General features: G+C 41.4%; 19 protein-coding genes. 7 read left to right on the forward strand and 12 right to left on the reverse strand.

Going from position 1 to position 23279, the window contains the following annotated elements; all coding sequences use genetic code 11:
- Nucleotides 1-27 precede the first annotated feature (27 nt).
- The 9 genes from Q4574_RS03295 to rimK all read right to left on the reverse strand — a co-directional run bounded on the left by Q4574_RS03295 (nt 28) and on the right by rimK (nt 9129).
- Nucleotides 28-1326 (reverse strand): adenylosuccinate synthase, encoded by a 1299-nt coding sequence (locus tag Q4574_RS03295; RefSeq protein WP_303471459.1) that lies wholly within the window; start codon nt 1324-1326, stop codon nt 28-30.
- 165 nt (nt 1327-1491) lie between these two features.
- Entirely contained in the window at nt 1492-1683 is a 192-nt protein-coding gene (locus tag Q4574_RS03300) for a DUF2065 domain-containing protein (protein ID WP_303471461.1), read from the reverse strand.
- Between the two features lie 177 nt (nt 1684-1860).
- Nucleotides 1861-2598 carry a response regulator transcription factor gene (locus Q4574_RS03305; RefSeq protein WP_303471462.1) on the reverse strand — a complete coding sequence of 246 codons (738 nt, stop codon included), beginning with the start codon at nt 2596-2598 and terminating at the stop codon, nt 1861-1863.
- Between the two features lie 71 nt (nt 2599-2669).
- Nucleotides 2670-3383, reverse strand: a complete 714-nt coding sequence (locus Q4574_RS03310; protein WP_303471465.1) for a spondin domain-containing protein — start codon at nt 3381-3383, stop codon at nt 2670-2672.
- Nucleotides 3384-3392: 9 nt separating this feature from the next.
- Nucleotides 3393-4076: a spondin domain-containing protein gene (locus Q4574_RS03315; RefSeq protein WP_303471468.1), complete on the reverse strand. Its 684-nt coding sequence runs from the start codon at nt 4074-4076 to the stop codon at nt 3393-3395.
- Between the two features lie 149 nt (nt 4077-4225).
- Nucleotides 4226-6550: an EAL domain-containing protein gene (locus Q4574_RS03320; RefSeq protein WP_303471470.1), complete on the reverse strand. Its 2325-nt coding sequence runs from the start codon at nt 6548-6550 to the stop codon at nt 4226-4228.
- A 177-nt stretch (nt 6551-6727) separates the two neighbouring features.
- Nucleotides 6728-7180 (reverse strand): ATP-dependent zinc protease, encoded by a 453-nt coding sequence (locus Q4574_RS03325; protein ID WP_303471472.1) that lies wholly within the window; start codon nt 7178-7180, stop codon nt 6728-6730.
- A 15-nt stretch (nt 7181-7195) separates the two neighbouring features.
- Complete coding sequence (locus Q4574_RS03330; RefSeq protein WP_303471475.1) at nt 7196-8224, reverse strand: succinylglutamate desuccinylase/aspartoacylase family protein; 1029 nt, start codon at nt 8222-8224, stop codon at nt 7196-7198.
- Nucleotides 8224-9129 (reverse strand): 30S ribosomal protein S6--L-glutamate ligase, encoded by a 906-nt coding sequence (gene rimK / locus Q4574_RS03335; RefSeq protein ID WP_303471478.1) that lies wholly within the window; start codon nt 9127-9129, stop codon nt 8224-8226. The genes Q4574_RS03330 and rimK overlap by 1 nt, the downstream gene beginning before the upstream one ends.
- 287 nt (nt 9130-9416) lie before the next feature.
- Between rimK and Q4574_RS03340 the strand changes: the two genes are divergently transcribed.
- Entirely contained in the window at nt 9417-10247 is an 831-nt protein-coding gene (locus Q4574_RS03340; RefSeq protein WP_303471480.1) for a mechanosensitive ion channel family protein, read from the forward strand.
- A gap of 82 nt (nt 10248-10329) precedes the next feature.
- Here Q4574_RS03340 and Q4574_RS03345 read toward each other — a convergent pair whose 3' ends face one another.
- Nucleotides 10330-10842: a hypothetical protein gene (locus Q4574_RS03345; RefSeq protein WP_303471482.1), complete on the reverse strand. Its 513-nt coding sequence runs from the start codon at nt 10840-10842 to the stop codon at nt 10330-10332.
- A 352-nt stretch (nt 10843-11194) separates the two neighbouring features.
- On the opposite strand from Q4574_RS03345, the gene Q4574_RS03350 reads away from it, so the two are divergent.
- The 4 genes from Q4574_RS03350 to Q4574_RS03365 all read left to right on the forward strand — a co-directional run bounded on the left by Q4574_RS03350 (nt 11195) and on the right by Q4574_RS03365 (nt 19185).
- Nucleotides 11195-12184 carry a zinc transporter ZntB gene (locus Q4574_RS03350; RefSeq protein WP_303471484.1) on the forward strand — a complete coding sequence of 330 codons (990 nt, stop codon included), beginning with the start codon at nt 11195-11197 and terminating at the stop codon, nt 12182-12184.
- A gap of 17 nt (nt 12185-12201) precedes the next feature.
- The gene (locus Q4574_RS03355) at nt 12202-13539 is read left to right on the forward strand and encodes a magnesium transporter (protein ID WP_303471485.1); all 1338 of its coding nucleotides are present in this window, start codon (nt 12202-12204) and stop codon (nt 13537-13539) included.
- A gap of 232 nt (nt 13540-13771) precedes the next feature.
- Nucleotides 13772-15442 carry an autotransporter assembly complex family protein gene (locus tag Q4574_RS03360; protein ID WP_303471488.1) on the forward strand — a complete coding sequence of 557 codons (1671 nt, stop codon included), beginning with the start codon at nt 13772-13774 and terminating at the stop codon, nt 15440-15442.
- Nucleotides 15439-19185 (forward strand): translocation/assembly module TamB domain-containing protein, encoded by a 3747-nt coding sequence (locus Q4574_RS03365; RefSeq protein ID WP_303471491.1) that lies wholly within the window; start codon nt 15439-15441, stop codon nt 19183-19185. Before Q4574_RS03360 ends, Q4574_RS03365 begins: the two co-directional genes overlap by 4 nt.
- Before the next feature lie 169 nt (nt 19186-19354).
- Here the strand turns inward: Q4574_RS03365 and Q4574_RS03370 are convergent, their stop codons facing one another.
- Nucleotides 19355-19831 carry a MarR family winged helix-turn-helix transcriptional regulator gene (locus Q4574_RS03370; protein WP_303471493.1) on the reverse strand — a complete coding sequence of 159 codons (477 nt, stop codon included), beginning with the start codon at nt 19829-19831 and terminating at the stop codon, nt 19355-19357.
- A gap of 327 nt (nt 19832-20158) precedes the next feature.
- Here Q4574_RS03370 and proB point away from each other — a divergent pair, with 327 nt between their 5' ends.
- A complete protein-coding gene (gene proB / locus Q4574_RS03375) occupies nt 20159-21262 on the forward strand; it encodes a glutamate 5-kinase (RefSeq protein WP_303471496.1) in 1104 nt (367 codons plus the stop codon).
- Complete coding sequence (locus Q4574_RS03380; protein WP_303471498.1) at nt 21259-22506, forward strand: glutamate-5-semialdehyde dehydrogenase; 1248 nt, start codon at nt 21259-21261, stop codon at nt 22504-22506. Before proB ends, Q4574_RS03380 begins: the two co-directional genes overlap by 4 nt.
- A 122-nt stretch (nt 22507-22628) precedes the next feature.
- Here the strand turns inward: Q4574_RS03380 and Q4574_RS03385 are convergent, their stop codons facing one another.
- Nucleotides 22629-23039 carry a DUF2177 family protein gene (locus tag Q4574_RS03385; RefSeq protein WP_303471500.1) on the reverse strand — a complete coding sequence of 137 codons (411 nt, stop codon included), beginning with the start codon at nt 23037-23039 and terminating at the stop codon, nt 22629-22631.
- Nucleotides 23040-23279: the final 240 nt, after the last annotated feature.

The following is a 23279-nucleotide window of genomic DNA, read 5'->3' on the forward strand; positions in this document are numbered from 1 at the left end:
AGCGGCTTCCATGGATAACAACAGAGGTTAGGCAGAAAATGGATGATTCAAAACAATAGTTTCATTTCTGTCAGGACCCGTTGAAATAATATCAATGGGGACACCCGTTAGCTCTTCTAGACGTTTGATGTAATTTTTAGCCGCTTGAGGCAACCCATCATAACTAGTTACACCGTAAGAGTTTTCGCTCCATCCGGGCATAGTCTCGTAAACAGGCTTGATTAGGTCGTAGTCGTCAGCTGCCATAGGTGGAACATCTTTTATGCTGCCATCTGCATGCTGATACCCAGTACAAATGTTCAACTCTTCCAAGCCATCTAGCACGTCAAGTTTGGTTAGACAGAACCCCGTAATGGAGTTGATTTGGACTGCGCGTTTCATTGCAACGGCATCAAACCATCCTGTGCGGCGCTTACGACCGGTAGTCGCACCAAATTCGTGTCCTTTCACGCCTAAATGTTGGCCTACTTCACAATCTAATTCAGTAGGAAAAGGACCAGAACCCACTCGAGTGGTATAGGCTTTTACAATACCGAGCACATAATCTAAGTTAAGAGGACCAAAACCAGCGCCAGTAGCAACACCACCTACAGTCGTATTTGAAGAGGTAACATAAGGGTAAGTACCGTGGTCGATATCTAACAAAGTACCCTGGGCACCTTCAAACATAATGGCATCACCACGTAATCGGGCTTTATCCAATACGTCGGTCACATCCACCACCATGGCTTTCAAGATGTCAGCCACCGCAAGAGCATCTTTCAATACGGTTTCATAATCTACAGGGTCTACTTTGTAATAATTAGTCAATACAAAGTTGTGGTACTCAAGAATTTCTTTCAATTTAACCGCAAAATCTTCTGCGTTAAATAAGTCACCGACTCGCAGTCCACGTCGAGAAACCTTGTCTTCGTATGCGGGACCAATACCACGACCAGTCGTACCTATTGCTTTAGCACCACGCGCTTCTTCCCGTGCCATATCTAAGGCAATATGATAGGGAAGTATTAAAGGACAAGCTTCACTAATAACCAAACGCTCTTTGACCGGTATACCGCGATCTTGGAGCATTTTCATTTCTTTTAATAAAGCCTCTGGGCTTAACACCACACCATTACCTATGACGCAGGTAACGTTGTCACGCAAAACACCTGAAGGAATTAAATGCAGGACGGTTTTTTCACCATCGATTACCAGTGTATGACCCGCATTGTGTCCGCCTTGATAACGGACCACATAGGTCGCTTGATCTGTGAGTAAATCTACTACTTTACCTTTACCCTCGTCACCCCATTGGGTACCGAGCACTACAACATTTTTAGCCATTGAAGAAAACTGTCAGGAAATTAGGCGTGGATTCTACCAAAATTTGTGCTGATAAATCATCCGTTTTTTCAATTTCTGAGGGGTTTATTGCGAACTTATGACAATTTTTTTATTAAAAACCGAGTTGAAAGGGGTAAATCAATAGATTTGTGCATTATTAGGGGATTATTTTCCGACTAAAAAGAATAAGCTAATTGCACCTACAATTACCATCACACCGCCAATAGTGCGAAGCTGTTCACTTGGTTGAGTGGCGATTTGATATATGTAACTTTTCCACCGCTTGGGGAACAACATAGGCCCAAGCCCCTCAATTACGAGTACAATGGAAAAAGCGATAAGTAGAGTACTGCCCAAAGTCACTTCCCAATAAATATAGTTGATGTTTAAAAACTGAGAGTATACAGATTTTTTAACCCTCAGAGAATAACAGTGTCAATAATTTGCGACAGTGAGTATGCCTTATATTGGTAAGAATAGGACAAAGTCATTATATTAAATTGGAATTAAAGTTACTCACCTTATGCATGCACATCAACTATTTGCGGTGAGTTTGTGTACCCCTTCAGGGTTAAATTTGTAGCCCACTCCCCAAACAGTCTGCACAATCAGCGGTGAAGTTGCATCTTGTTCTATCTTAGCGCGAAGACGATTTATGTGGGAATTAACCGTATGTTCATAACCACTATGATGATATCCCCATACAGATTCAAGTAATTGGCTGCGACTGAATACTTGATTCGGGTGACTGGCTAAATGCAGCAACAACTCAAATTCAGTCGCCGTGAGATCCAAAGGACTGTTGTCAAACAGCACTAAGTGATTTTTTTGATTGATCACTAAACTACCAATAGACAGTGGTTTTTCATTTTCAGATTCGGTTTTACGACCAGCATCCGCCAAAAGAGCAACTTTTCTGAGCTGTGAACGCACCCTAGCTTGTAATTCCCTGACACTGAAAGGTTTGGTCATGTAATCGTCGGCACCTAGCTCAAGACCCAGCACCCGATCAGTTTCAGAATTCTTTGCAGTCAACATGATTATGGCTTGTTGGGGTTTCTTATCCCTAACCTGACGGCAAATATCTAAGCCACTAATTTGAGGCAACATAACATCTAAAATCATCAATGAATAATCATCATTTAATGCTGACTCTAAAGCAGCCTTGCCGTTATCAATATGGGTGGTTTCAATACCTAATTCAGATAAATTGAGTCGAATTAAGTTTGCGATATCTTTATCGTCTTCTACCAAAAGCACATTATCTGTCATCGTAAATTACCTAAAAAGTCAGTTAACTTTAGCGAGGCTCGATTAACTAAAGTTAACTGATTATCGCTTTACTATTCGATCCGAGTCACACTAATGGTTATAACCGGGTTGTCGAATTTATGTTGTGAGTCCAACACTGAAGAAGCTAAGTTGTCTGAAGACGTTACTACACCTGGGTGTGCGGCGACATAATCTACGTCATCGCGGGCATCTTCAAAACCAACACCGCCATCAGCCGGGCCAGGAATTGTTCCAGCCGCTTCCGAGTTCCCCTCAGTTCCCGCATCATAAGCAGACATTGAGCGTTTCCACGAATCTCCGACCGCTAATTCAGACAAGTCCCAAGCATTAAGACCGGTAAAAGCATCATTTGTGTTCACTAACATTGTAGCAACAGTTAACTTGGCATCCGTTATATCTTCAATCGTCACCTCAAAGGTTTCACTTCCACCAGGGCCAATGGGTGCTTCTCCAGAAGCAGAGGCTAAAACCATAGGTAATCCGAGCAAGCCTGAATTGTCTCCAGATTCAGCCATGGTTTCCAGCTCAACGGATGCTGACTCACCAATCATCCAGAAATTGTCATCAGCGTGCAACATGACCGCCACTGGTGATAATGGCTGTCCATTGGTTAGGTTAGTTACGGTAACTTGATATGTCACATCCACAACCTCAGGTACAACTGGCGTTTCCGGATCATCGTCGTCATTACAAGCGGCGAGTCCTAAAGTCAGGGACGCAACAATTGCTAATCGTAGTGGCTTATTTTTAAATAATTCCAACATTACAGCCTCCTAGTTTACGGTTACTGTTACTTTGGCAACTGGGTTCAACCAACGGTGAATACTATTCACCATGTCACTGGTTCCACCGCTAGCTTCATCATCCCCTATATTCCCGCGATGAATATGAACAGTCGCATTCGATTCTTCACTGGTAACCCCGGAGCCGTCGCTACCTAATAGCGGATCAAGTGGAGGAGGGACAGGCATACTAGTACGCAATTCATCATTTGCTTCAGTGCCTGCATCGTATGCGTTCAAATAGAAAGTATAGGTTCCTGCTTCACTTGGAATTGACCAATTGTCCAGTCCAACAAAACCATCATTTGAAGGTAATATCATCGCTGTGATAGATAACACGGTATTAGAATCATCTGTCATAAGCGCAGTGCTAGTCGACATTGATGGGGCAAGTAAGCCACCAGCAGGGTCTGCAACCATATCAGCATTTACAGATGTGCCAATGGTCATTAATCCATCCAAACTGCCCATTTCGGCCATAGCTTCTATTTCCGCAGAGGCAGTTTCACCTAATTCAAACAAGCTCGCATCTGGAGTGTGTGCAGCCACAAGTATGGGAGTGAAGTATATGCCCTGGGTAAGGTTTTGGATTTCCACGCTAAGATCAGCAGACCATGCTGGTTGCATAGCGACAGTAAGTAAACTAGCAGTCAATATTTTAGTACTTGATTTCATAAATTTTCCTCGACAATTGGATTAGTTGACGAGAAGAATTGTGGACTCAAGTTATCCCAAAATTATCACGAAATAATGACGAAACCTTAAAATAGACTGCAAATATGAGAAATTTCCAATGAATTGGCGAACTTTATACTAACCCGGTTTTATTCAAACCAATTAGTTCGTTTATTTTGCAAACACCAGTCAATCATATCTTCAACGGCTATTGGACGGCAGACATGATATCCCTGAACCCAATCACACCCCCATTCTTTTAGTAATTCAAGACTCTGTTGATTTTCTACCCCTTCAGCAATTACCCCCAATTGAAAATTATGGGCTAACTCCAAAATGGTCTGCACAATTTGCTGGTCGCTGCTTTGGTCCACTAAGTTGAGTACAAAGCTTTTATCTATCTTTAATTCAGAAACCGGTAATTGTTTTAAATAGGCTAAAGATGAGTAACCTGTTCCGAAGTCGTCGATGGCGAGAGAAAAACCGACGTCTCTAAATTTATTTAATTCCACCACCGCTTTTTGCGGATCGGCGACTAAATCACTTTCTGTAATTTCAAAGGATAAACAACTCGCACTCACTCCGTAATTCTTTAAATGTTGTTCGATAGTCTCTAACAGATTAGGGTTAAGAATGTCTTTTGCCGATAAATTAATCGCAATACAAATATGTAAACCACTGTCTATTACTTTTTTGGCGTCGACAATGGCTGAGCGAATAACAAAGTCGGTTACTTGGCCAATTAGACCCGCTTGCTCCGCTATCCCAATAAACTCATCAGGAGGCACAAACCCCAGAGCCGCACTATTCCAACGAATCAATGCCTCTGCATGAGTAATTTGACCTGAACTTAAATCTAATTTCGGTTGATACACCATTTTCAGTTCAGAGTGATTTGATATTAATGCATGTTTAAGCTCAGAGATTATGGCTAGTCTGCGGGTATAACGGTTTTCAAAATCTTGGTGATAACTGACTATCAAACTAGGCGAAGTACGAGCTTCATCCAGTAAGATATTCAAGCGCTTAAAAACACTTTCTGCATCTTCACAATTTTCGGGACAAGAGATAATACCTAGGGCCAACCTGATGTTCATAACCACATCATCGATCATAATGGGCGATTCAATCTCTTTTTGGATATCGGTTAAATTTTCCATGGAAATAGGTGATTCAGGGATCCATAAAAACTCACCGCCATTTAATCTTGCGCTTTGTCCTCCTAGTTGCCTGATTCTGCTCGCAACCGCTTGCAGACAGCTATCCCCATTTTGGAATCCAAAGGTATCATTAACACCACGAAAACCAAGAATATTAGCGCCAACCACCTGGAAATGTTGCTTCTTTGCAAACAACTCCGATATGACTTCTCGAATTTGATATCTGTTTTGCAAATCGGTCAACATATCATGACTTGCTTGATAACTAATTTGCTTTTGACGTTCGTGCACATTAGCCTGCATGGTCTTAAATGAACTGGTTAACGCATCTATTTCAAGAGTATTGCTCTTAATATCTATTGGCTGTTCATAATTCCCTGCCGCAATCTTGCGGGCTACAAAGGATAATTGACCTAAGGGCTTGGATAATCTTCGAGCGACTATTGCCCCAAAAAATAGCGCTAACAGCACACTTAACAAGGCAATTAGCGTAACTTTAATTTGTAATTGATTAAATTCGCCAAACAAGCGTTCAGAGTCTTCCGTCATCATTGCCCATATTTGACCGTTTTCTCGTTCTTTCAATAAAAAAGACTTAGAGATAAATTGCAGCTCTGGCGTGAAAGATAATTTAAACCAAGAAAGATCTTGGTTTTCGAGCATAACATTAGTGTCAAAATGTGCTTCTTTTAACGTTGATACCTGAAACACTTTTTGTTGGTTTTTCAAAACTCTAATGGTGGTATCTAACTGGGTAATAATCTTCATGGATTCAAGTAGGCTTCTATCTATTTCGAAACCCACCAGCGCTAAAGTTGGAACGCCTGGCACCCTAGCGTCCATTAATATCGCTTGATATAGCTTGTCGTTTATCAACAATATTTCACTGATAAAAAGCTCATATTTAATTTGTTCAACCAATTGCGGAAAGGGGAAGCTACTGCCTAAAGCTAAGCGGTCTGATGTGCTGTTAGTGATTATTCCCTCTGGCGATATAAGCGCCATTAAATCAGCCGATATACGATTGCCGTGATTAACCAACACACTACCAATAGTGCGACTATCTTGTTCGCCGATAGCTTCCTTAAACCCATAATCTGAGATAAGCACTTTGGTTGAGCTAATTAACTGAGCCTCTCTGGCATCAAGCACTTGGGTAAATACTGATTCGGCCACTTTAAGATTATTAGCTAATTGCAACTTTGCTTGATCAATAGATGATATCCAGACATTCGCCAAAATGGCGATGGCACAGGGCAAAACCAATACACTCGATAACCTAAAAATATGTTGCTTTAGTGACTTAGCCGACATCAATTAACCATTTTTCCAAAAAACTCGTGGTTGAGCCTCAAAACTTCAAATATTCCCTCAGTTTACACAATAAATACAAAGCAACAATAAGCAACTTGGTCGCAGAATGATTTGTTTAGACTAAAGATTAATATTACAACAGAATGGCAAGTACCAAGACGTTAGGTCAATTGACATCTAATCAGTCTTACCATTTTTCCCTAACAAATATTCCTCACCAGGGTTGACAACTAAACGTCCACTCATGGCTTCTCGGCCGAGTAACATCAAGTAGGTCATTTCCGAACGATCAGTAAGGGTTAAATGAATTTTCCAAGATGCGCCCGCCATTTCAATGCGTGTTTCAATTAAGTAGCGGCGTTCACGGGTCGCAGTAGAGCTTTTTACTTTGCGTACGGCCGTCACTTTCGCTTCACGCCGAACCGTTTCATTGACATCATGTATATCTGGATGAATATTGAAACTTACCCAGGTTTCGCCATCTTTTGCAAACTCTTCAATGTCATCAACATGCAAAGATGATGTGGTCGCTCCGGTATCAACTCGAACATTCAAGTTCTGAATGGTTAATTCAGGTAAGTTACATAACTCTAAGGCACCTATCACTGGCATATTTTGGTATGTTTGCATCTTATATTTTTCCAACTAATAAACCATCGGCACTTCACCGAGTACCAAATTATCTTGCAGCATTTCTACATTTTCAGCCACCGTATCTGGCTTTTTAAAATAGGCGATGTGATACATGGCTTCACCTTCTTGAGCCAGCGGAATATTTTGTTTTCCAATCACAATACCTTCTGCTGGACACACAAGCATACCCAATTCATTGCCAAAGGGGTCGGCGATTCGAGCTAAGGGATCGCCTTTTTCCACATGATCACCTAATTGCGCAATATGCTGAACAAAACCACTTTCATGGGCCCTCACCCACCCACTTTGGCGTGCGATAAATTGCTCAATGGCATGTTCTTTTTTGGAGCTGCTTTTGTTCAACATGCCAATGTCTCGCATAATGTTAATGATACCTTTGACCCCAGCACGAATGGAAAACTCATCGTAACGAAGGGCTTGTCCGGCCTCATACAACACAACTTTCACGCCCAAATCAGCAGCAGCCTGACGTAAAGAGCCATCCCGGATGTCTGCATTGAGCATTACTGGCAAACCAAATGCTTTGGCCATTTTTAGCGTCTCCTGGTCATCCAGGTTTGCTCTGACTTGCGGCAAGTTACTGCGATGTATAGCGCCAGTATGGAGATCAATTCCCACATCACATTTACTAACAATCTCTTTTAAAAAAGTGTGTGCGATACGCCCAGCCAATGAGCCTTTTTTACTGCCGGGAAAACTGCGGTTCAAGTCACGTCTATCGGGTAAATAACGGCTTTGATTCAGTACCCCATACACATTTACCATGGGCACAGCAATCAATGTACCTCGTAAATTTTTAATTGAACGGTTTCTGATTAAACGCCCAACAATTTCAATCCCATTTAACTCATCACCATGAATTGCGGCGCTTACAAAGATAGTAGGCCCTGGCCTTCTACCCCGTTGCACGTAGACAGGAATCGACATATTAGTATCGGTATAAAGCGGAGGCATTTCGATATGCACATGCTTTTTCTCTCCAGCTCGTATAGCAACACCACCAATTATCAGCTCTTCCATCAGCCTTTACCTTTGGTTTTAGTACGATTGGGCTTTGCATTGTTTTCCAGAAAGGTAATTATCATACCCGCAACATCTTTATTGGTAGCCTTCTCAATACCTTCTAACCCAGGAGATGAGTTAACCTCCATTACCACCGGCCCATTGTTGGAACGCAATAAATCTACGCCGCACATGTTCAAGCCCATGGTTTTTGCTGCATCTACCGCCGTTTTGCGCTCTTCTGGTGAGAGTCTAACAATGGTTGCAGTGCCTCCTCTGTGCAGGTTTGAACGAAATTCACCATCTGCTGCCTGGCGTTTCATGGCTGCGATAACCTTTCCACCAACCACTAAACAGCGAATATCTGAACCGCCGGCTTCTTTTATAAATTCTTGAACTAGAATACTGGCGTTAAGCCCCATAAAAGCTTCAATAATAGATTCCGCTGCTTTTTGTGTTTCAGCCAACACCACCCCGATACCTTGAGTTCCTTCTAATAATTTAATCACCACAGGGGCGCCACCCACGTTTTTAATCAAATCATCGATTCGGTCAGGATGATTAGCGAAACCAGTACGTGGCATGCCAATACCTTTACGGGACAACAATTGTAGGGAGCGCAACTTATCTCTAGAACGACTAATAGCAACGGATTCATTTATGGAAAACGTCCCCATCATTTCAAATTGCCTTACAACAGAAGTGCCATAAAACGTAACTGAAGCACCAATTCGTGGTATCACGGCATCATACTTTGGCAATGCGCGACCTTTGTAGCGCACTGATGGCCGACTACTGGTAACGTCCATATAACAATGCATGGTATCGACAATATCGACAGTATGTCCCCGCGACTCCCCGGCTTCCTTTAGCCTTTTGGTCGAATAGAGGTTAGGATTTCGCGATAATATTGCGATGCGCATTGTAAAACTCCGTATAATAAAGTGTGCCTATAGTACTTAGCTTTATCTAAACTACAAAGCACTATTAATGGGCTTATGATGTGATTTAAATGTGATGTTGCCGTTGTAAAAGAATAGTCGCTAAAAGACCTAAATACATCCTAAATTTGAATGTCTATTTGTCCACGTCAAAAATGCCACCAATAAACGTTTTGTACTAGCCTCCAGTGTCATGTAGCCTAGCAATCAAAACATCGTTAGTCTTGCAATCTGTAAATTGTATTAACCAAGGACAATCCACTCTTAACATGATCGAATTGATTTACCAGTATCGTTTAATTTCCACTTTGGCGGTTGCCATTGTGATGATTTCGTTCAAATATTTGCTCGTCAGCTTAGTGCGTAAAAGAGCAAAGAAAAAAGGCCAAGATAAGCGCTATCTAGTCAGCAATATTAAAAACCTACTGAATTTTATTTTAATTGTTTTGTTACTTAGTTTTTGGATAAATGAAATTCAAAATTTTGCCCTTTCAATCGCGGCATTTGCGGTGGCGATTGTGATTGCCACCAGAGAGTTTATTCAATGCATTATCGGGTTCTTTTACGTGATGTCTACTCGCCCTTTTAGAATTGGCGATTGGATTCAAGTTGACGGTTTCGCTGGTGAGGTATCGGCCATCGACTGGGTGAAAACGACCATGTTAGAAGTAGATATTGACCGCTATCAATACTCAGGTAAAACTCTTTATGTACCGAATAACAAATTAATTAGTAGCCCAATCAAAAACTTAAACTTTTTAAAGCGCTATGTAACCCATCACTTCACGATTACTCGCGATGAAGATATTAATCCGTACCTAATCATTGATAATTTGCGGGAAAAAGCCAAACACCAATGCGCAGATTTTTATGATGTCGCCACCCGTTACAATCAAATCATTGAACGACGCTTGGATGTATCAATACCAGGTCCAGAGCCTGTGATTGAAGTGTCTACAAATAACGTGGGGCATACCGAAATTCGCTGTACTATTTTTTGTCCGACCGAGAGAGCCATAGAAATAGAGCAAAAGATTATGCAGGAATTCATGGAGCTGTGGTTTATTGAATTTAATAAACTTCAACCATCAAGTCGTTAGCCTGATGGCGCAAATTCGCGGCGGGCGATATAACTATATAACCAACAATCTGAATCAATTAATGCTGATTTCTACTTGTTGGTTAAAAACTTATAGCCAACCCTTGTGGCGTAATATCAACATCTTTTGGCGCAATGTCACCAATCCCCATTTTAAGCTGATTGAAATCCACCAGCATAATCTCCGGTAAATTGCGGCCAATGGTTTGTTTAATCGTTCGGACTGCATGTTTACTGTCTTCCAGTTGATTTTCGAGCAAGATGAAATCTTTGAGAATGGGTTTTTCAATTCTAAGCAATCGATTCAAAGGGTCATAATCAAATTTTCCCTCAATAGTGCCACGGGCAATAACCAATTTACCATCTTGTAAGGCCCTTATGCTTGTTGTGATATCGACGGTTTTATCCAACGCATCTAATTTCACCTTAGGGTCGTAAAACGTTGTTTCTATGCCCTGATATTCGCGAATAATTGGGAAACTAAGCAACAACACGGCATTTAGTTGCTTTTCTGACACAGTAAAAACAAAGGCATGACTTTTCAGCGAGGCAATAACCGCCATTACACCTAATATCATCATCAATCTTACTTTCACGGCCCTTCCTTTAAACTTATTTTAATCTGTTTTTTGTTAAGTGTTTTGCTCATTTGTAATGCTTATGCAGGAGGGTTTACGCAACCTTGATAATGTATTGTCAAATAGTCTCTTAAGATCGCAACTAAAGCCACAATATATATTGTTATTATATTCGTAATAGATGATGATCCCGCGACTATAATCAAGTGATGGATCCCTAGTCATTGTCATAAAGACTAAAACAGGGTGCCATTTGATATCCACTAATATTGATTCAATATAGGCAAGAAAACACCCAACTAACATATGCTCCATTAAATAAGCTGTACTGCGACGCAAAAGCTAACAAGGGCGAAAAGGAAACCGAAAGATGTCTAACGACAATTCACTTGATTCATCACAAACTAGTCTTATCTGGTCACTCTTTGTTGATGAAAAAGGGGGGAGTGGTGAAGGAAAAATTGCGGACATTTTCAATCCAGGTATCACCTCAGGCTATAACTGGGTTCATTTACAAGCAGATACCGAGGATGCTTGGGAGACCATGAAAAAGCTGGGTTTGTCGGATGTAATTTGTGACTCTTTATCGGCCTTAGAAACTCGTCCTAGAGCATTGCTGCAAAACGATGGCGTGTTAATTTATCTACGTGGAATAAATTACAATCCAGACTCAGATTTAGAGGACATGGTGTCGTTACGGATTTGGTTTAATGAACACCATGTCATCACCGCCCGTCGCAAGGATCGCAAGTTATTTTCTGTCCAAGATACCAGAAATATGATTGAAAGCGGTGATGCACCAACCGACACCGCCGATTTCATATTATTGCTCATTGGCAAAATTGCCAGCCGAATTAGTGAGGTAGTAGAGGCATTAGATGACGAACTTTCAACTTTTGAGTCTGAAGGCGGCCTGGAAAGTAGTGACCGATATACGTTGAGTTTAATACGCAGAAAGTCAGCTGCCGTTAGACGATATCTTGCGCCGCAACGAGATGCCCTAGATAGCTTATTTAGAATGGCTAAATTCTTTAGTCAAGAGCAGGCTTTCGAATTAAGGGATTTAACCGATCGAATGGCGCGTTATGTTGAAGATCTCGATCTAGCTAAAGAGCGCGCAATGGTTTTGCAAGATGAGCTCCGTAACCGTATTGCTGAGCAACAAGGAATGCGCATGTATGTATTGTCACTAGTGACCGCAATTTTCCTACCCTTGTCATTTTTAACGGGTATATTTGGAATGAATGTTGCTGGTTTACCCGGTACAGAGGATCCAGAAGCATTCAACTATTTGGCAACTTCAATGCTAGTCCTAGCAATCATTATGCTGGCAGCCATGCTGTGGAAAAAATGGTTATAAATTAAGGTAGAAGTAAAATGGCAGAACAAATTTCCGATTTAATCCACGAAGCCGTCAATTTAGATGATGACGCTGATAGTGAGTTACTGCACAGTAAAATAGCCGTTCAAGACGAAGCTGATATTGCACTGCTATTAGAATCCTTACCTTTAGAACAGCGCCTTAGTGCCTGGCATGCTTTACCTCGACATAAACAAATTGATGTACTGGTAGAGATGCGCGGTGATCCCAGAGAGACTTTGCTAGAGGCCACTCCTTATGAGGAATTAGAGGACCTGTTTACCGATGTTGACGCAGAAAGCCTACTTGAATTATCTGACTCTTTGCATAGCCGTTTATTAGACCTTGCCCTAGAGGCCATGGATAAGAAACAACGGCAACTGTACGAGGGGGCGAATCAATATCCAGAAGAACAAATTGGTCATTGGCGTAATTCAGAGAATTTAATTTTACCTTTATCCGCCAAAGTCAGCGATGCCAAACGCTTTCTGCGCAGGGAAGTACCGGATTATGCAGACTGTATTTACTTGGTCAACAGAGCCGGACAATATTCCGAGGCCGTAAAACTTTTCAAAATTTACTCGACACCAGAGCACACCCCTTTAGCAGATATTGCAGAGGACGATATCACCATTGTTAAAGCCAATGATGATTGTAATAGCGCTGCGTTAAGTGTGCAGCGTTCGGGCTATACCAGCTTGCCACTAGTTGATGAAAACTTTAAGTTTTTAGGGCGTGTAGATATTGGTGCCGCCTGCGAATTGCTCAACGAGTCTTATGAACGCCAATTAATGGCCAGTGCCGGTATGGATGAAGATGAAGATCTTTTTTCTTCCGTACAAAAAAGTGCTAAAAATCGTGCATTGTGGCTAGGGATTAATTTACTGACTGCCTTTTTAGCATCATGGTTTATTGGTTTATTTGAAGCAACCTTGCAACAGGTTGTTGCCCTAGCGGTTTTGATGCCAGTAGTAGCAAGTATGGGAGGCATAGCGGGAAGCCAAACCTTAACTCTGATTATTCGAGGCTTGGCATTAAAACAAGTCAATGCAGCGAACTTAAAAGCACTATTAATAAAAGAGCTAAAAGTGGGTGGTTTAAATGGCGTAATTTGGGCTATCGTCATCGCCTCAGTTGCTTCTTATTGGTTTAGCAGTGCAATGTTAGGACTGGTTATCGGCTGTGCAATTCTAGTCAACATATGCGTGGCTGCATTGGCGGGTGTTGGAGTCCCGGTACTCTTAGATAAATTAAAACTAGACCCCGCATTATCTGGCTCAGTGATTTTAACAACTGTCACGGATATAGTCGGGTTTGTGTCTTTTCTTGGTTTAGGCGCACTCTTTTTACTATGATAATTTGAATTTGAAGTGAGTTGTTAGCTTAATTGCTGATGAAATTGTCACGAATTTTACCTAAGCTTGTCACGAATTTTGCTTAACCATAGTTTTGAAAATGACTAAATTATTTTTTCAGTCATGAAGTCTTATCAATTGGATTATTTATTTAGTGTTTAAAAAATTTAAAAATGCCTGGTTTTTGAGCTTATGTTTGACTTTCAGCAGTGGACAAGCTTTAGGAATTGACGTGAATTTAAAGGGAGCAGAAGATGGCGATTTGGAAACTAACATCGCCGCTCACCTAAGCACGCTCTCGGCTCCAGGCGATTGTAGTTTATCCATAGACGAAAAAATCACCATTGAAAATAAAGTGACCGAAGCTGGCAGAGCCTTTGGTTATTATAACCTGTCAATTGAATCTATAGATTTAAATTCGACAGAGAAGTGCAGCTCACTTGAACTCTCCATCAAATCGGGCCCGCAGGTAAAAATTACCCAAGTCGATGTCATAGTTACCGGTGAAGGTAAAGACGACGAGGTTTTCAAATCAATTATTAATAAGTTTCCAATTAAAAAAGGAGACAAGTTAATTCATAGCAAATATAAAGCGGCTAAATCCAAATTCGACTCGGCAGCTTTGAATCGCGGCTTTTTTGATAGCAAGTTTATCACCAGTGAAATAAAGGTGGATGTGGAAACCAATAGTGCACAAATCCGTATCGAATACCAGACAGGTCCGCGCTATCAGTTTGGTAAATTAAAAATACCAGACGATGAAAGAGCGTCTGAACTCATTACCCAAGTTTTACCCTTTAAAGAAGGTGATCCCTACCTAGCTTCAACCTTAGGCGAATTTAATCAAAGTTTGGGGCAAACTGACTATTTCAAGCAAGTGGTCGCCCGCCCATTATTAGACGAAGCGGAACAATATAAAGTGCCTATTGAAGTGGTTGCAGTAAGCCGTCCAAGAGACATTTTTGATGTGGGCTTGGGGGGTGCGACAGATACAGGGCCTAGAGTTACTCTAGGCTGGCAACGACCATGGGTGAATAGCCGCGGTCATAGTATGAGCGCCAATATATACGTGTCTGAACCGAAACAAACCGCGACCGTTAAATATAAGATCCCCGTTGAAGATCCGTTGAACAACTATGTATCCGCTCAATTCGGTGTACAGTCCATATATGATAATGATACCAACAGTGACACCATTTCATTGGCACTACAGCGACATTGGACAGGTGAAGATAACGAGTGGAATAAAATTGCCTTTGTTCGTCTGGAACAATCACGCTTCCAACAAGCTGAAACGCCTCAACAAACCACGACTTTATTAATTCCAGGTTTTACTCTTTCACGCCATCGTAGTAGAGGCGGATTAGATGTGAATTGGGGAGACATGCAGCAATTGACCATAGAAACGGCGAGTGATGCTGTTATTTCAGATATTAATTTAGCCAGAGTCACCTTTCAAACCAAGTGGTTAAGAAGTTTTGGTGAACATCGATTTTTACTGCGCGCAGAAGTGGGTGCCCTATCAACCAACGACTTTGAACAAGTACCATCAGATCTACGCTATTTTACCGGTGGCGATCAGAGTGTAAGAGGCTTTGCATATCAATCTTTAGCGCCAAGACAAATCGATGAAGATGGAGAAGAGGGAGAACTCCTGGGGGCAAAATACTTAAATGTTGCCAGTTTGGAATACAGTTACCCGGTTGCCGATGATTGGCGAGCAGCGATTTTCACTGATGTGGGTGGTGCCAGCAATGATCCCTTAGAGGAGTTGGCTTATAGTATAGGTGTTGGCGCAAGTTGGATGTCACCCGTTGGCCCCATACGCGTTTATCTCGCCAGTGGCCATGGCGATTACGGCAATTCAATACGGTTGCATTTAGCTATGGGGCCTGCTTTATGATGTGGTTAAAACGAACTGGAAAGTGGATAACATTTATACTGTTGTTTTTGATTGTCTTAATGGTTTTTCTATTCACGCCTTGGGGAGCCTCAACCATCATTGCCATTGCTAATGGTACAGTTGATGGTTTGTCCATTAAGCATAAATCCGGTGGTTTATTAGGTACCCTTGAACTGCAAAAAATCGAGTACCAGTCAGCCACAATTAATATTGAAGCGACCAATTTCAAAACCAATATCGATTGGTCTTGCAGTATGTTGCTGCAAGCTTGTTTGAGCGAGTTGTATTTAGACAATGCCACTATTACTCTAGCCCAATCTGAGCCTTCTGACAGTCAAGACCCCGTTGAGAAAATCACCCTGCCTATGGCCGTATTCGCGCCAAACATCCAGCTCAACAATGTATCAATTGAATTAGAAAACGTCGCCGATATATCCTGGCAGTCATTAATTGCCAATTTGAATATGCACGATGTTTTAAATATAGAAACCTTGGAAATTCGTCAGCCTAAGGTTCATTTAGTCAGTAATCAGACACCTGAGCAACCAATTGACAACCAATCAACTCCAATTGATATTGCCAAAATTTCTAACTGGCAGTATCAACCCATTGAGTTACCGCCATTGATGATCCCCATTGATTTGGATGCTAAAAATATAGAGATCAGCTCTGCCCGCCTCCTGCAAAATGATGATTTGCTATTTGAATTCAATAATCTAACTACTGGCGTTACCATCGACGATAGCAATCTTTCGGTGAATAAGTTTGAATTGCAACATCCATTGCTCCATCTACAAATGGAGCTATCTTTAACCGAAGATTATGTTTTAGGATTTTCCGGGGCGGCACAAACAAGCGCCGATAACCCGGAACAATTTAGACTTCAGGCCTCCGTCAATGGAGACTTAAGTGCATTGGAGTTTGAAACTCAGGTGACTGGCGATATTGAAGGAACCGCTAAAGGTTCAGTAACCCTGGGCTCGCCTAAATTACCATTAGATGTCGCAATCAACTGGCAACCTTTTAGCCTTCCACTGGAGCAAGCAATGCATGTCTCTTCAGGCAGCCTTCGTTTGTCTGGTGATTTAGAAAATTATCAATTGGAGCTAGGGACTAGCCTATCGGCGAGTAATATTCCTGACACTCAAGTGCATGTCAAAGCACAGGGTAATAATCAAAAAATACAGCTTAGTAAAGGACAACTTAACACCCTTGGTGGCAGTATTAGTAGCACTGCTGAAATTATCTTAAGGGAACAAGCACGCTGGCAAAGTACCACCCAGGTCAGTCAGATTCAGCCCGCTTTATTCTGGCCGGATTTAGAAGGGAATATTAACGCAACCTTGCAACACAATGGCGTATATGGCCCCGAAACCCTGCAAGCAAGATTAGAAAAACTGACCGCAGATGGTAATTGGTTAGGTTACCCCCTCAATGCTAACGGCCAGGCTTCTTTCGATAAAAATACAGGCCTTGAGGTGCCACAACTACTCTTGTCCAGTGGAGATAATACCCTCACCATTAAAGGAAAGTTAGATAATAAGAAGACCTTGGAAGCGGCGATTAACCTTGACGGCAAAGCATTAACCCAACTCTATCCTGATCTACTCGGAAACGCGGGGTTAGACGCCACTATTTCAGGCACCTTAACTGAACCGACTATTGATTACGAGTTATCTGCCTCGCAAATTGAATTTCAAACCATGTCATTACAACGCTTAGCATCGACAGGCCAGATAGAATGGAATAAAGACAAACAGTTTACGATCCAAACAGATCTTGAACAGCTCATCGTCAATCAGCAAACAATTAATAGCATTCAATTCGAACTCATTGGGGATGCCGAGCAACATGCGCTCATCACCCAAGTCGATAGCCAAGCCTTTCAAATCGACTCTAAGATTGAAGGACACCTTGAAGAGTCTAAATGGACAGGACGTTGGACAAAAGGAAATTTCTCCAGTCAATGGGGCAAATATTCATTAGAACAACAAAAACCTCAGCTTGTTGTAGATTGGCAAAACCAACATTATCAAATAGACCCTCACTGCTGGAACGATCAGGAAGCTGAACTATGCGTTAATCAAGCAAGGTTTAAAGATCAAATTGCAACCTTCGATGTTCACGGTAATCAACTAGAATTATTGCAAGTAGTGGGGCAATTTGTGCCACAACTACGGGACATATCCACAGATACCCAATTCTATTTCACCGCTAAAGGAAAATGGTTGGCTGACGCTTTACCCGTAGCCAATATTGCAGGACACTTTTCCCCTAGCAGCTTAAGTATAAAGGGCTTAAAAAAACCAGTTCAGATGCAAGCTTTGTCATTTGATATGTCTGTTGATGGTCAACAACTGAAATCTCATTTTAACTTCCAAACTGAAAGCTCCGGCGCCATTGATTTAGACCTAACTATTAATGAACTCGAACAACAACGCAGCTTACAAGGGCAATTGACGTTAACCGAAATTCTGGTTAAACCTTACCAAGAATTAGTTCCCCAATTAACTGAGTTATCAGGCTCAGTGAATGGCAATTTGGCGTTAACAGGGGATTTAAAAACGCCACTTTTAGACGGTAAATTACAACTCAAAAACTTCAACTTTGCTGGTGAATCAATTCCTGGGCGCGTTTCAGATTGGAACCAAGAAATGGAATTTGGTGGCCAAAGTGCCAAATTAAAAGGCGACTTTAAATTTGGCAACGGCATAGGAAGTAGTTCCGGAACGCTAGACTGGACGGATCAACTTATCGGTGACTTTAACCTCAAAGGGGATACCTTTGAGTTAGAGTATCGGGACATTGTGAGAACTCGTTTCTCGCCAAATCTACAAATAAATATGACACAGAATGCCATTAATGTAAGCGGTAATGCAGATGTTTTATATGCACGAATTAAAGTAAAAGATTTACCAGAAAGTGCGCAATCTCCCTCAGAAGACACAATTATTATCAATCAACCAGTTGAGGAAAAAACCGCGACACGAGACCTCAACATGGTGTTTAGCGTCAACATAGATCCGCAGAAAACGGATGACGTAAAACTCGAAGCCTTTGGTCTAAAAACCGATCTTCGCGGTACATTAGAATTGAAACAAACAAACCAAAAACTAACCGGTAACGGTAGCCTCAGTTTAATCAATGGTACTTATAAGGCCTACGGGCAAGACTTAGTGATTCAAAAAGGTAATATTTTATTTTCAGGCCCTATGGACAATCCTCGTATAGACATAAAAGCCATACGTGATGAAACCCAAACTGAGGATAACGTTATTGCAGGTGTTAAAGTAACAGGCGCTGCCGAGCAACCTTCAGTGGAGATATTTTCTGAACCGACAATGGTACAAAGTGAAGCCTTATCTTATTTATTACTAGGTCGAAGCTTAAGTAGTGAAAGTCAGGCGTCTAATGATCAGGCGCTGGCTGCAGCCCTGCTAAGTCAGGGGCTTAAGAGCAGCGAAAACAAAGTAGATCAATTAGGTCGAAAACTCGGTATCGAAGACTTAGCCTTAGGTGCAAATAGCGACGATGACGGTACCCAGATTTCGCTATCAGGCAATATAGCACCTGGCGTGCAGTTAAGTTACGGTGTGAATGTGTTCGATTCGTCTACAGAAGTTGCTTTGCGTTATCAGATATTACCTAAACTCTTTTTGAAGGCGACCAGCGGAGTGGAGCAAGCTCTGGATGTGTACTACCAGTTCAGTTTAGGTTCTCAATCTAGTTCCGATGACGACTAAGTATATTGCGATAATCGGACTAGATTTTTTAGGCAGTTGTTAGAGTATTTGAGCTAAGTTCGTTAGCGTTAAATTTATTGATTTGGTAGTCTGAAGTAATTTTGTGCAAATCAATTAGAATACTAAACAATTTATAAAACGATGATTTTAACCAGGATGTGGGAGCGAGCTATTCTGGGGCTTGAATTCCACCAACTTGAAGTAAGGGGGCGGCATCAATATCCTCAGCATTCATCATTAAAGCCATTCGTTCCATAGTTGCAAGCATTTGCGATTGTTCCCATTCCTCCATGGCTTCAAAACGTGCGATAAAATGCTGCTGTAATAAGGTGGGAGAGCCTTTAATTGCCTCTTTTCCTTCCGCTGTGAGATGAATTTCCACTTTACGCTTGTCAATTGCAGAGCGCTCACGGATCACAAACCCTCGACTTTCCAGTCGATCAAGAATACTGGTGACAGTGGCTGAGCTTAAATTAATACTGTTTGCTATATCCTTTACCATCACCCCATCGCTGAAGGAAATATGCTGTAAGACAATAAGTTGCGGAGCCGTTAAGCCTGTTTCTTTACTCAATTTTTTTGAATATAAGTCAATTGCGCGGATAACTTTACGCAGAGAAACTAAAAGGGATTCGTATTTTTTCATAATGCTATTTACCTAATTATTTGCATTGAACTCTACCAAATAAAGCAGATAGCGCAATAAAAAAGCGTTTTAATATAATAATTTACAATTAATTATATCGTCTCGAATGAATAAATATTCACTTCATATAAATATAAATTCACATACTGATGATTAGGGTAAATAGCTATCCATCAAGATCATTATATTAACATTTCCCATGGCTTGCCCAGATACCCCACCGTTGCTTATTTGAGCAAAAAAAGGGATAATATAGTTCGTACACTAATTAATTCAATACGATTAATTGGTTTGAATAATATTATTAATAGTAACTAAGCAGGAAAAATGAATACGTTTAATTGGAAACGAATCGTAATTAAAGTGGGAAGCGCACTTATTGCTCCTAAAAATCAAGGATGCAGTTCACACTTTCTATTGGGAATCGCACAATTTATTGTTAAATGTCGCGCTAAAGGAATTGAAGTAGTTTTGGTTTCTTCTGGTTCAGTGGCTGCAGGTCGTCACCTTTTTAAAGGTGAAACCGAGAACATTGCAATTAAAAAAGCAATGGCTGCAGCAGGACAAACTGAAATGATGGCGACATGGGACCGTTTGTTCGACTTTCCATCTGCACAAATTTTACTGACCCACGGCGACCTTCGGGATAGAGAGCGCTATGTGAGCATTCGAGAAACTATTTTTTCCTTACTCGAAAATGGCATCATTCCTATCATCAACGAAAACGATACAGTAACTACCGATAACTTGCGTGTAGGTGACAATGATAACCTCGCTGCAATGGTAGCAGGCGCTGCCGATGCTGATTCATTAATTATCTGTTCTGACATCGATGGTTTATATGACAAAAATCCACACACTCATGATGATGCGAAGCTTTTATCTTGGGTTTCTGTGATCGATGAAGATATTTACAACATGGCTGGAGGCGCTACCAGTGCCACGGGCACAGGCGGAATGCGCACCAAAATTGAAGCTGCGGAAAAAGCCGTTTCCCATGGAATAGACACATTCATCGTCAACGGGTTTACCGAAATAACCTTTAATATGCTGTTAGAAGGCAAAAATCCAGGTACTCACTTCCAACCTCATGAAACACCGATGAAAGAACACGAACATTGGATGAAACATACTTCTAAAGAACAAGGTGTTGTAGTGGTTGACAACGATGTTGATATTTCTTCTCTTGACGATGATGAAGCCTTAACCAGTGATGAAATCCTCGAAATTAAAGGTAGCTTTTCAGTTGGTGACACAGTACTTGTGCGCAAAGATGACGGCACTCGTTTAGCAAAAGCACGGTCAAACTACAGTAGCTGTCTGTTGACTTTTATTACTGAGCAGACTGATCAAGATTTTGCCAACGAATTTCAGCGTCAGACGGGCCCAATAATATCTGACAAAAATATTGCACTACTGGAGAAACAATGAGTTTAATTAGAGACCTATCTCTACAGGCTGCAAAGGCAGCCAGAACATTAGCGGTATTAGATACCGAAAAGAAAAACCATGTATTACGAGACATGGCTAAAGCCTTGAGAAATGGCGAACAACATATATTGAAAGCGAACCAAGTGGATTTAGATAATGCGAAACAAGCTGAATTATCTGATGCCATGATGGACCGACTCACTTTGAATACTCAGCGAATAGAAGATATGGCAGTGGGGATTGAAACCATTGTTGATTTGGCTGACCCTGTGGGTATCCAACGTGAATTAGGACAACGTCCAAACGGATTAGAAATTAGTAAAATGCGCGTCCCTCTTGGGGTTGTTTGCATGATTTACGAAGCTCGTCCAAATGTAACTGCAGACGCTGGGGCATTATGCTTTAAATCGGGCAATGCAGTTATATTAAGAGGTGGTAAAGAAGCCTTAGCCTCAAGTAAGGCAATTTCAGAAATACTGCAAAATGTACTGGTTGAGCATGGTTTACCCCCTGAACTCATTACGGTAGTTCCTAACCCTGATCGGAAATTGATGCAGGAATTGTTAGAGCAACGTGACTTTATTGACGTGGTCATCCCTCGTGGTGGTGAAGGTCTGATCAATTACGTAACTGAAAACAGTAAAATCCCGGTTATTCAGCATTTCAAAGGCGTTTGTCATTTGTACTTTGACGCTGACGCAGACTTTGAAACTGCAATTCAGTTATTGATAAACGGTAAAACTCAACGTACTGGCGTATGTAACGCAATAGAAGGTTTGATCATTCACCAAGACATTGCAGAGCAAATCCTGCCCATCGTAAGTGATGTTCTGCTGCGTCACTCGGTGACCATTAATGCCTGTGAGCGCTCTGCAAAGTATATCGACCGCTGCAATGTCATTGCAGATGAAGACTTTGGTGAGGAATACTTAGATCTGGAAATTGCGATAAAAACAGTAGATAGCATGGATGATGCTATGGATCACATTGCTAGATTCGGCAGCAACCATACTGAAGTTATTTGTACCCAAAACGAAGTTTCAGCAAAACGCTTCCAGCGCAGTGTTGATGCCTCTGTCGTCATGGTTAACGCATCTTCACGTTTCTCTGATGGCAGTCAATTAGGCTTAGGTGCTGAGATTGGCATCGCAACAACTAAATTGCATGCTTATGGTCCCATGGGGTTAGAGTCATTAACTACAGAAAAATACTTAGTTAATGGCAGTGGCCAAGTACGGGCTTAACAAAGTCTGGGTTAGTATCCCGCCTATATACCAACACTTAAACATAAATGCGAAAGCTGCAGTCAGCTTTCGCATTTTTTTGGATGGCTATTTGTGTCCTCCGCCCCTCCAGAGAAATGAGATTACAGGCTTTCGTGACTAAAATAAGTTAGCACACACCAACCTGACAAACAGCTCGCTGCAGTAACAAAAGTCCCCCAAGCCCAATCTTTTAGTGTTATTCCTAGGGGCCAGCCCTCTAATATTGCGTAATTAGTGAGATTATAAGCACCGTAAGCCGCCATCCCTAAAATAGCGCCGTCTAAACAGGCCTGCCACCATTGTGCATCTTGGTTTTTTAGCACCACTAAATAGACAGCCGCAGCGCAATACAATAAATAAAAGGTTACCCAAGGTGCAACTGGATAAGACTCTCGCAACATCCCTTGCATCGCTTCCAGATAACTATTCTTAGCGATTAACCCCAACCAAATACCATCCAATATCAGATAACATACTGCAACCCCCAAATATGCAACTAGAAATGACTTCATATTTAACTCCCTGTGTTTGCTGATTATGTACTTTAAGTATTTATACCCTTGAAGTCTGAAAAAGATACATTTGTGCTGTAATTATTTCCGTAACATGGGGGGCAGCAACAACTCCAGATTAATTCACAAAGTAAAATTACCTATACAATTCAGATCCTTACCTCATTCTTGGCGATGTGGCATTAAGTTCGCAACATGACGTTTAGTTGAGTCCAATTTAATCAAATTACATGTTAGTAA

This window comes from Aliiglaciecola sp. 3_MG-2023 (assembly GCF_030548205.1).
GTDB lineage: Bacteria > Pseudomonadota > Gammaproteobacteria > Enterobacterales > Alteromonadaceae > Aliiglaciecola.

Bases quoted from the DNA above. Each gene is read 5' to 3' on its own strand.
- Q4574_RS03295 (WP_303471459.1), bottom strand. From the start codon at position 1,326: ATGGCTAAAAATGTTGTAGTGCTCGGTACCCAATGGGGTGACGAGGGT.
- Q4574_RS03305 (WP_303471462.1), bottom strand. From the start codon at position 2,598: ATGACAGATAATGTGCTTTTGGTAGAAGACGATAAAGATATCGCAAAC.
- Q4574_RS03310 (WP_303471465.1), bottom strand. From the start codon at position 3,383: ATGTTGGAATTATTTAAAAATAAGCCACTACGATTAGCAATTGTTGCG.
- Q4574_RS03315 (WP_303471468.1), bottom strand. From the start codon at position 4,076: ATGAAATCAAGTACTAAAATATTGACTGCTAGTTTACTTACTGTCGCT.
- Q4574_RS03320 (WP_303471470.1), bottom strand. From the start codon at position 6,550: ATGTCGGCTAAGTCACTAAAGCAACATATTTTTAGGTTATCGAGTGTA.
- Q4574_RS03325 (WP_303471472.1), bottom strand. From the start codon at position 7,180: ATGCAAACATACCAAAATATGCCAGTGATAGGTGCCTTAGAGTTATGT.
- Q4574_RS03330 (WP_303471475.1), bottom strand. From the start codon at position 8,224: ATGGAAGAGCTGATAATTGGTGGTGTTGCTATACGAGCTGGAGAGAAA.
- rimK (WP_303471478.1), bottom strand. From the start codon at position 9,129: ATGCGCATCGCAATATTATCGCGAAATCCTAACCTCTATTCGACCAAA.
- Q4574_RS03340 (WP_303471480.1), top strand. From the start codon at position 9,417: ATGATCGAATTGATTTACCAGTATCGTTTAATTTCCACTTTGGCGGTT.
- Q4574_RS03350 (WP_303471484.1), top strand. From the start codon at position 11,195: ATGTCTAACGACAATTCACTTGATTCATCACAAACTAGTCTTATCTGG.
- Q4574_RS03355 (WP_303471485.1), top strand. From the start codon at position 12,202: ATGGCAGAACAAATTTCCGATTTAATCCACGAAGCCGTCAATTTAGAT.
- Q4574_RS03365 (WP_303471491.1), top strand. From the start codon at position 15,439: ATGATGTGGTTAAAACGAACTGGAAAGTGGATAACATTTATACTGTTG.
- Q4574_RS03370 (WP_303471493.1), bottom strand. From the start codon at position 19,831: ATGAAAAAATACGAATCCCTTTTAGTTTCTCTGCGTAAAGTTATCCGC.
- proB (WP_303471496.1), top strand. From the start codon at position 20,159: ATGAATACGTTTAATTGGAAACGAATCGTAATTAAAGTGGGAAGCGCA.
- Q4574_RS03380 (WP_303471498.1), top strand. From the start codon at position 21,259: ATGAGTTTAATTAGAGACCTATCTCTACAGGCTGCAAAGGCAGCCAGA.
- Q4574_RS03385 (WP_303471500.1), bottom strand. From the start codon at position 23,039: ATGAAGTCATTTCTAGTTGCATATTTGGGGGTTGCAGTATGTTATCTG.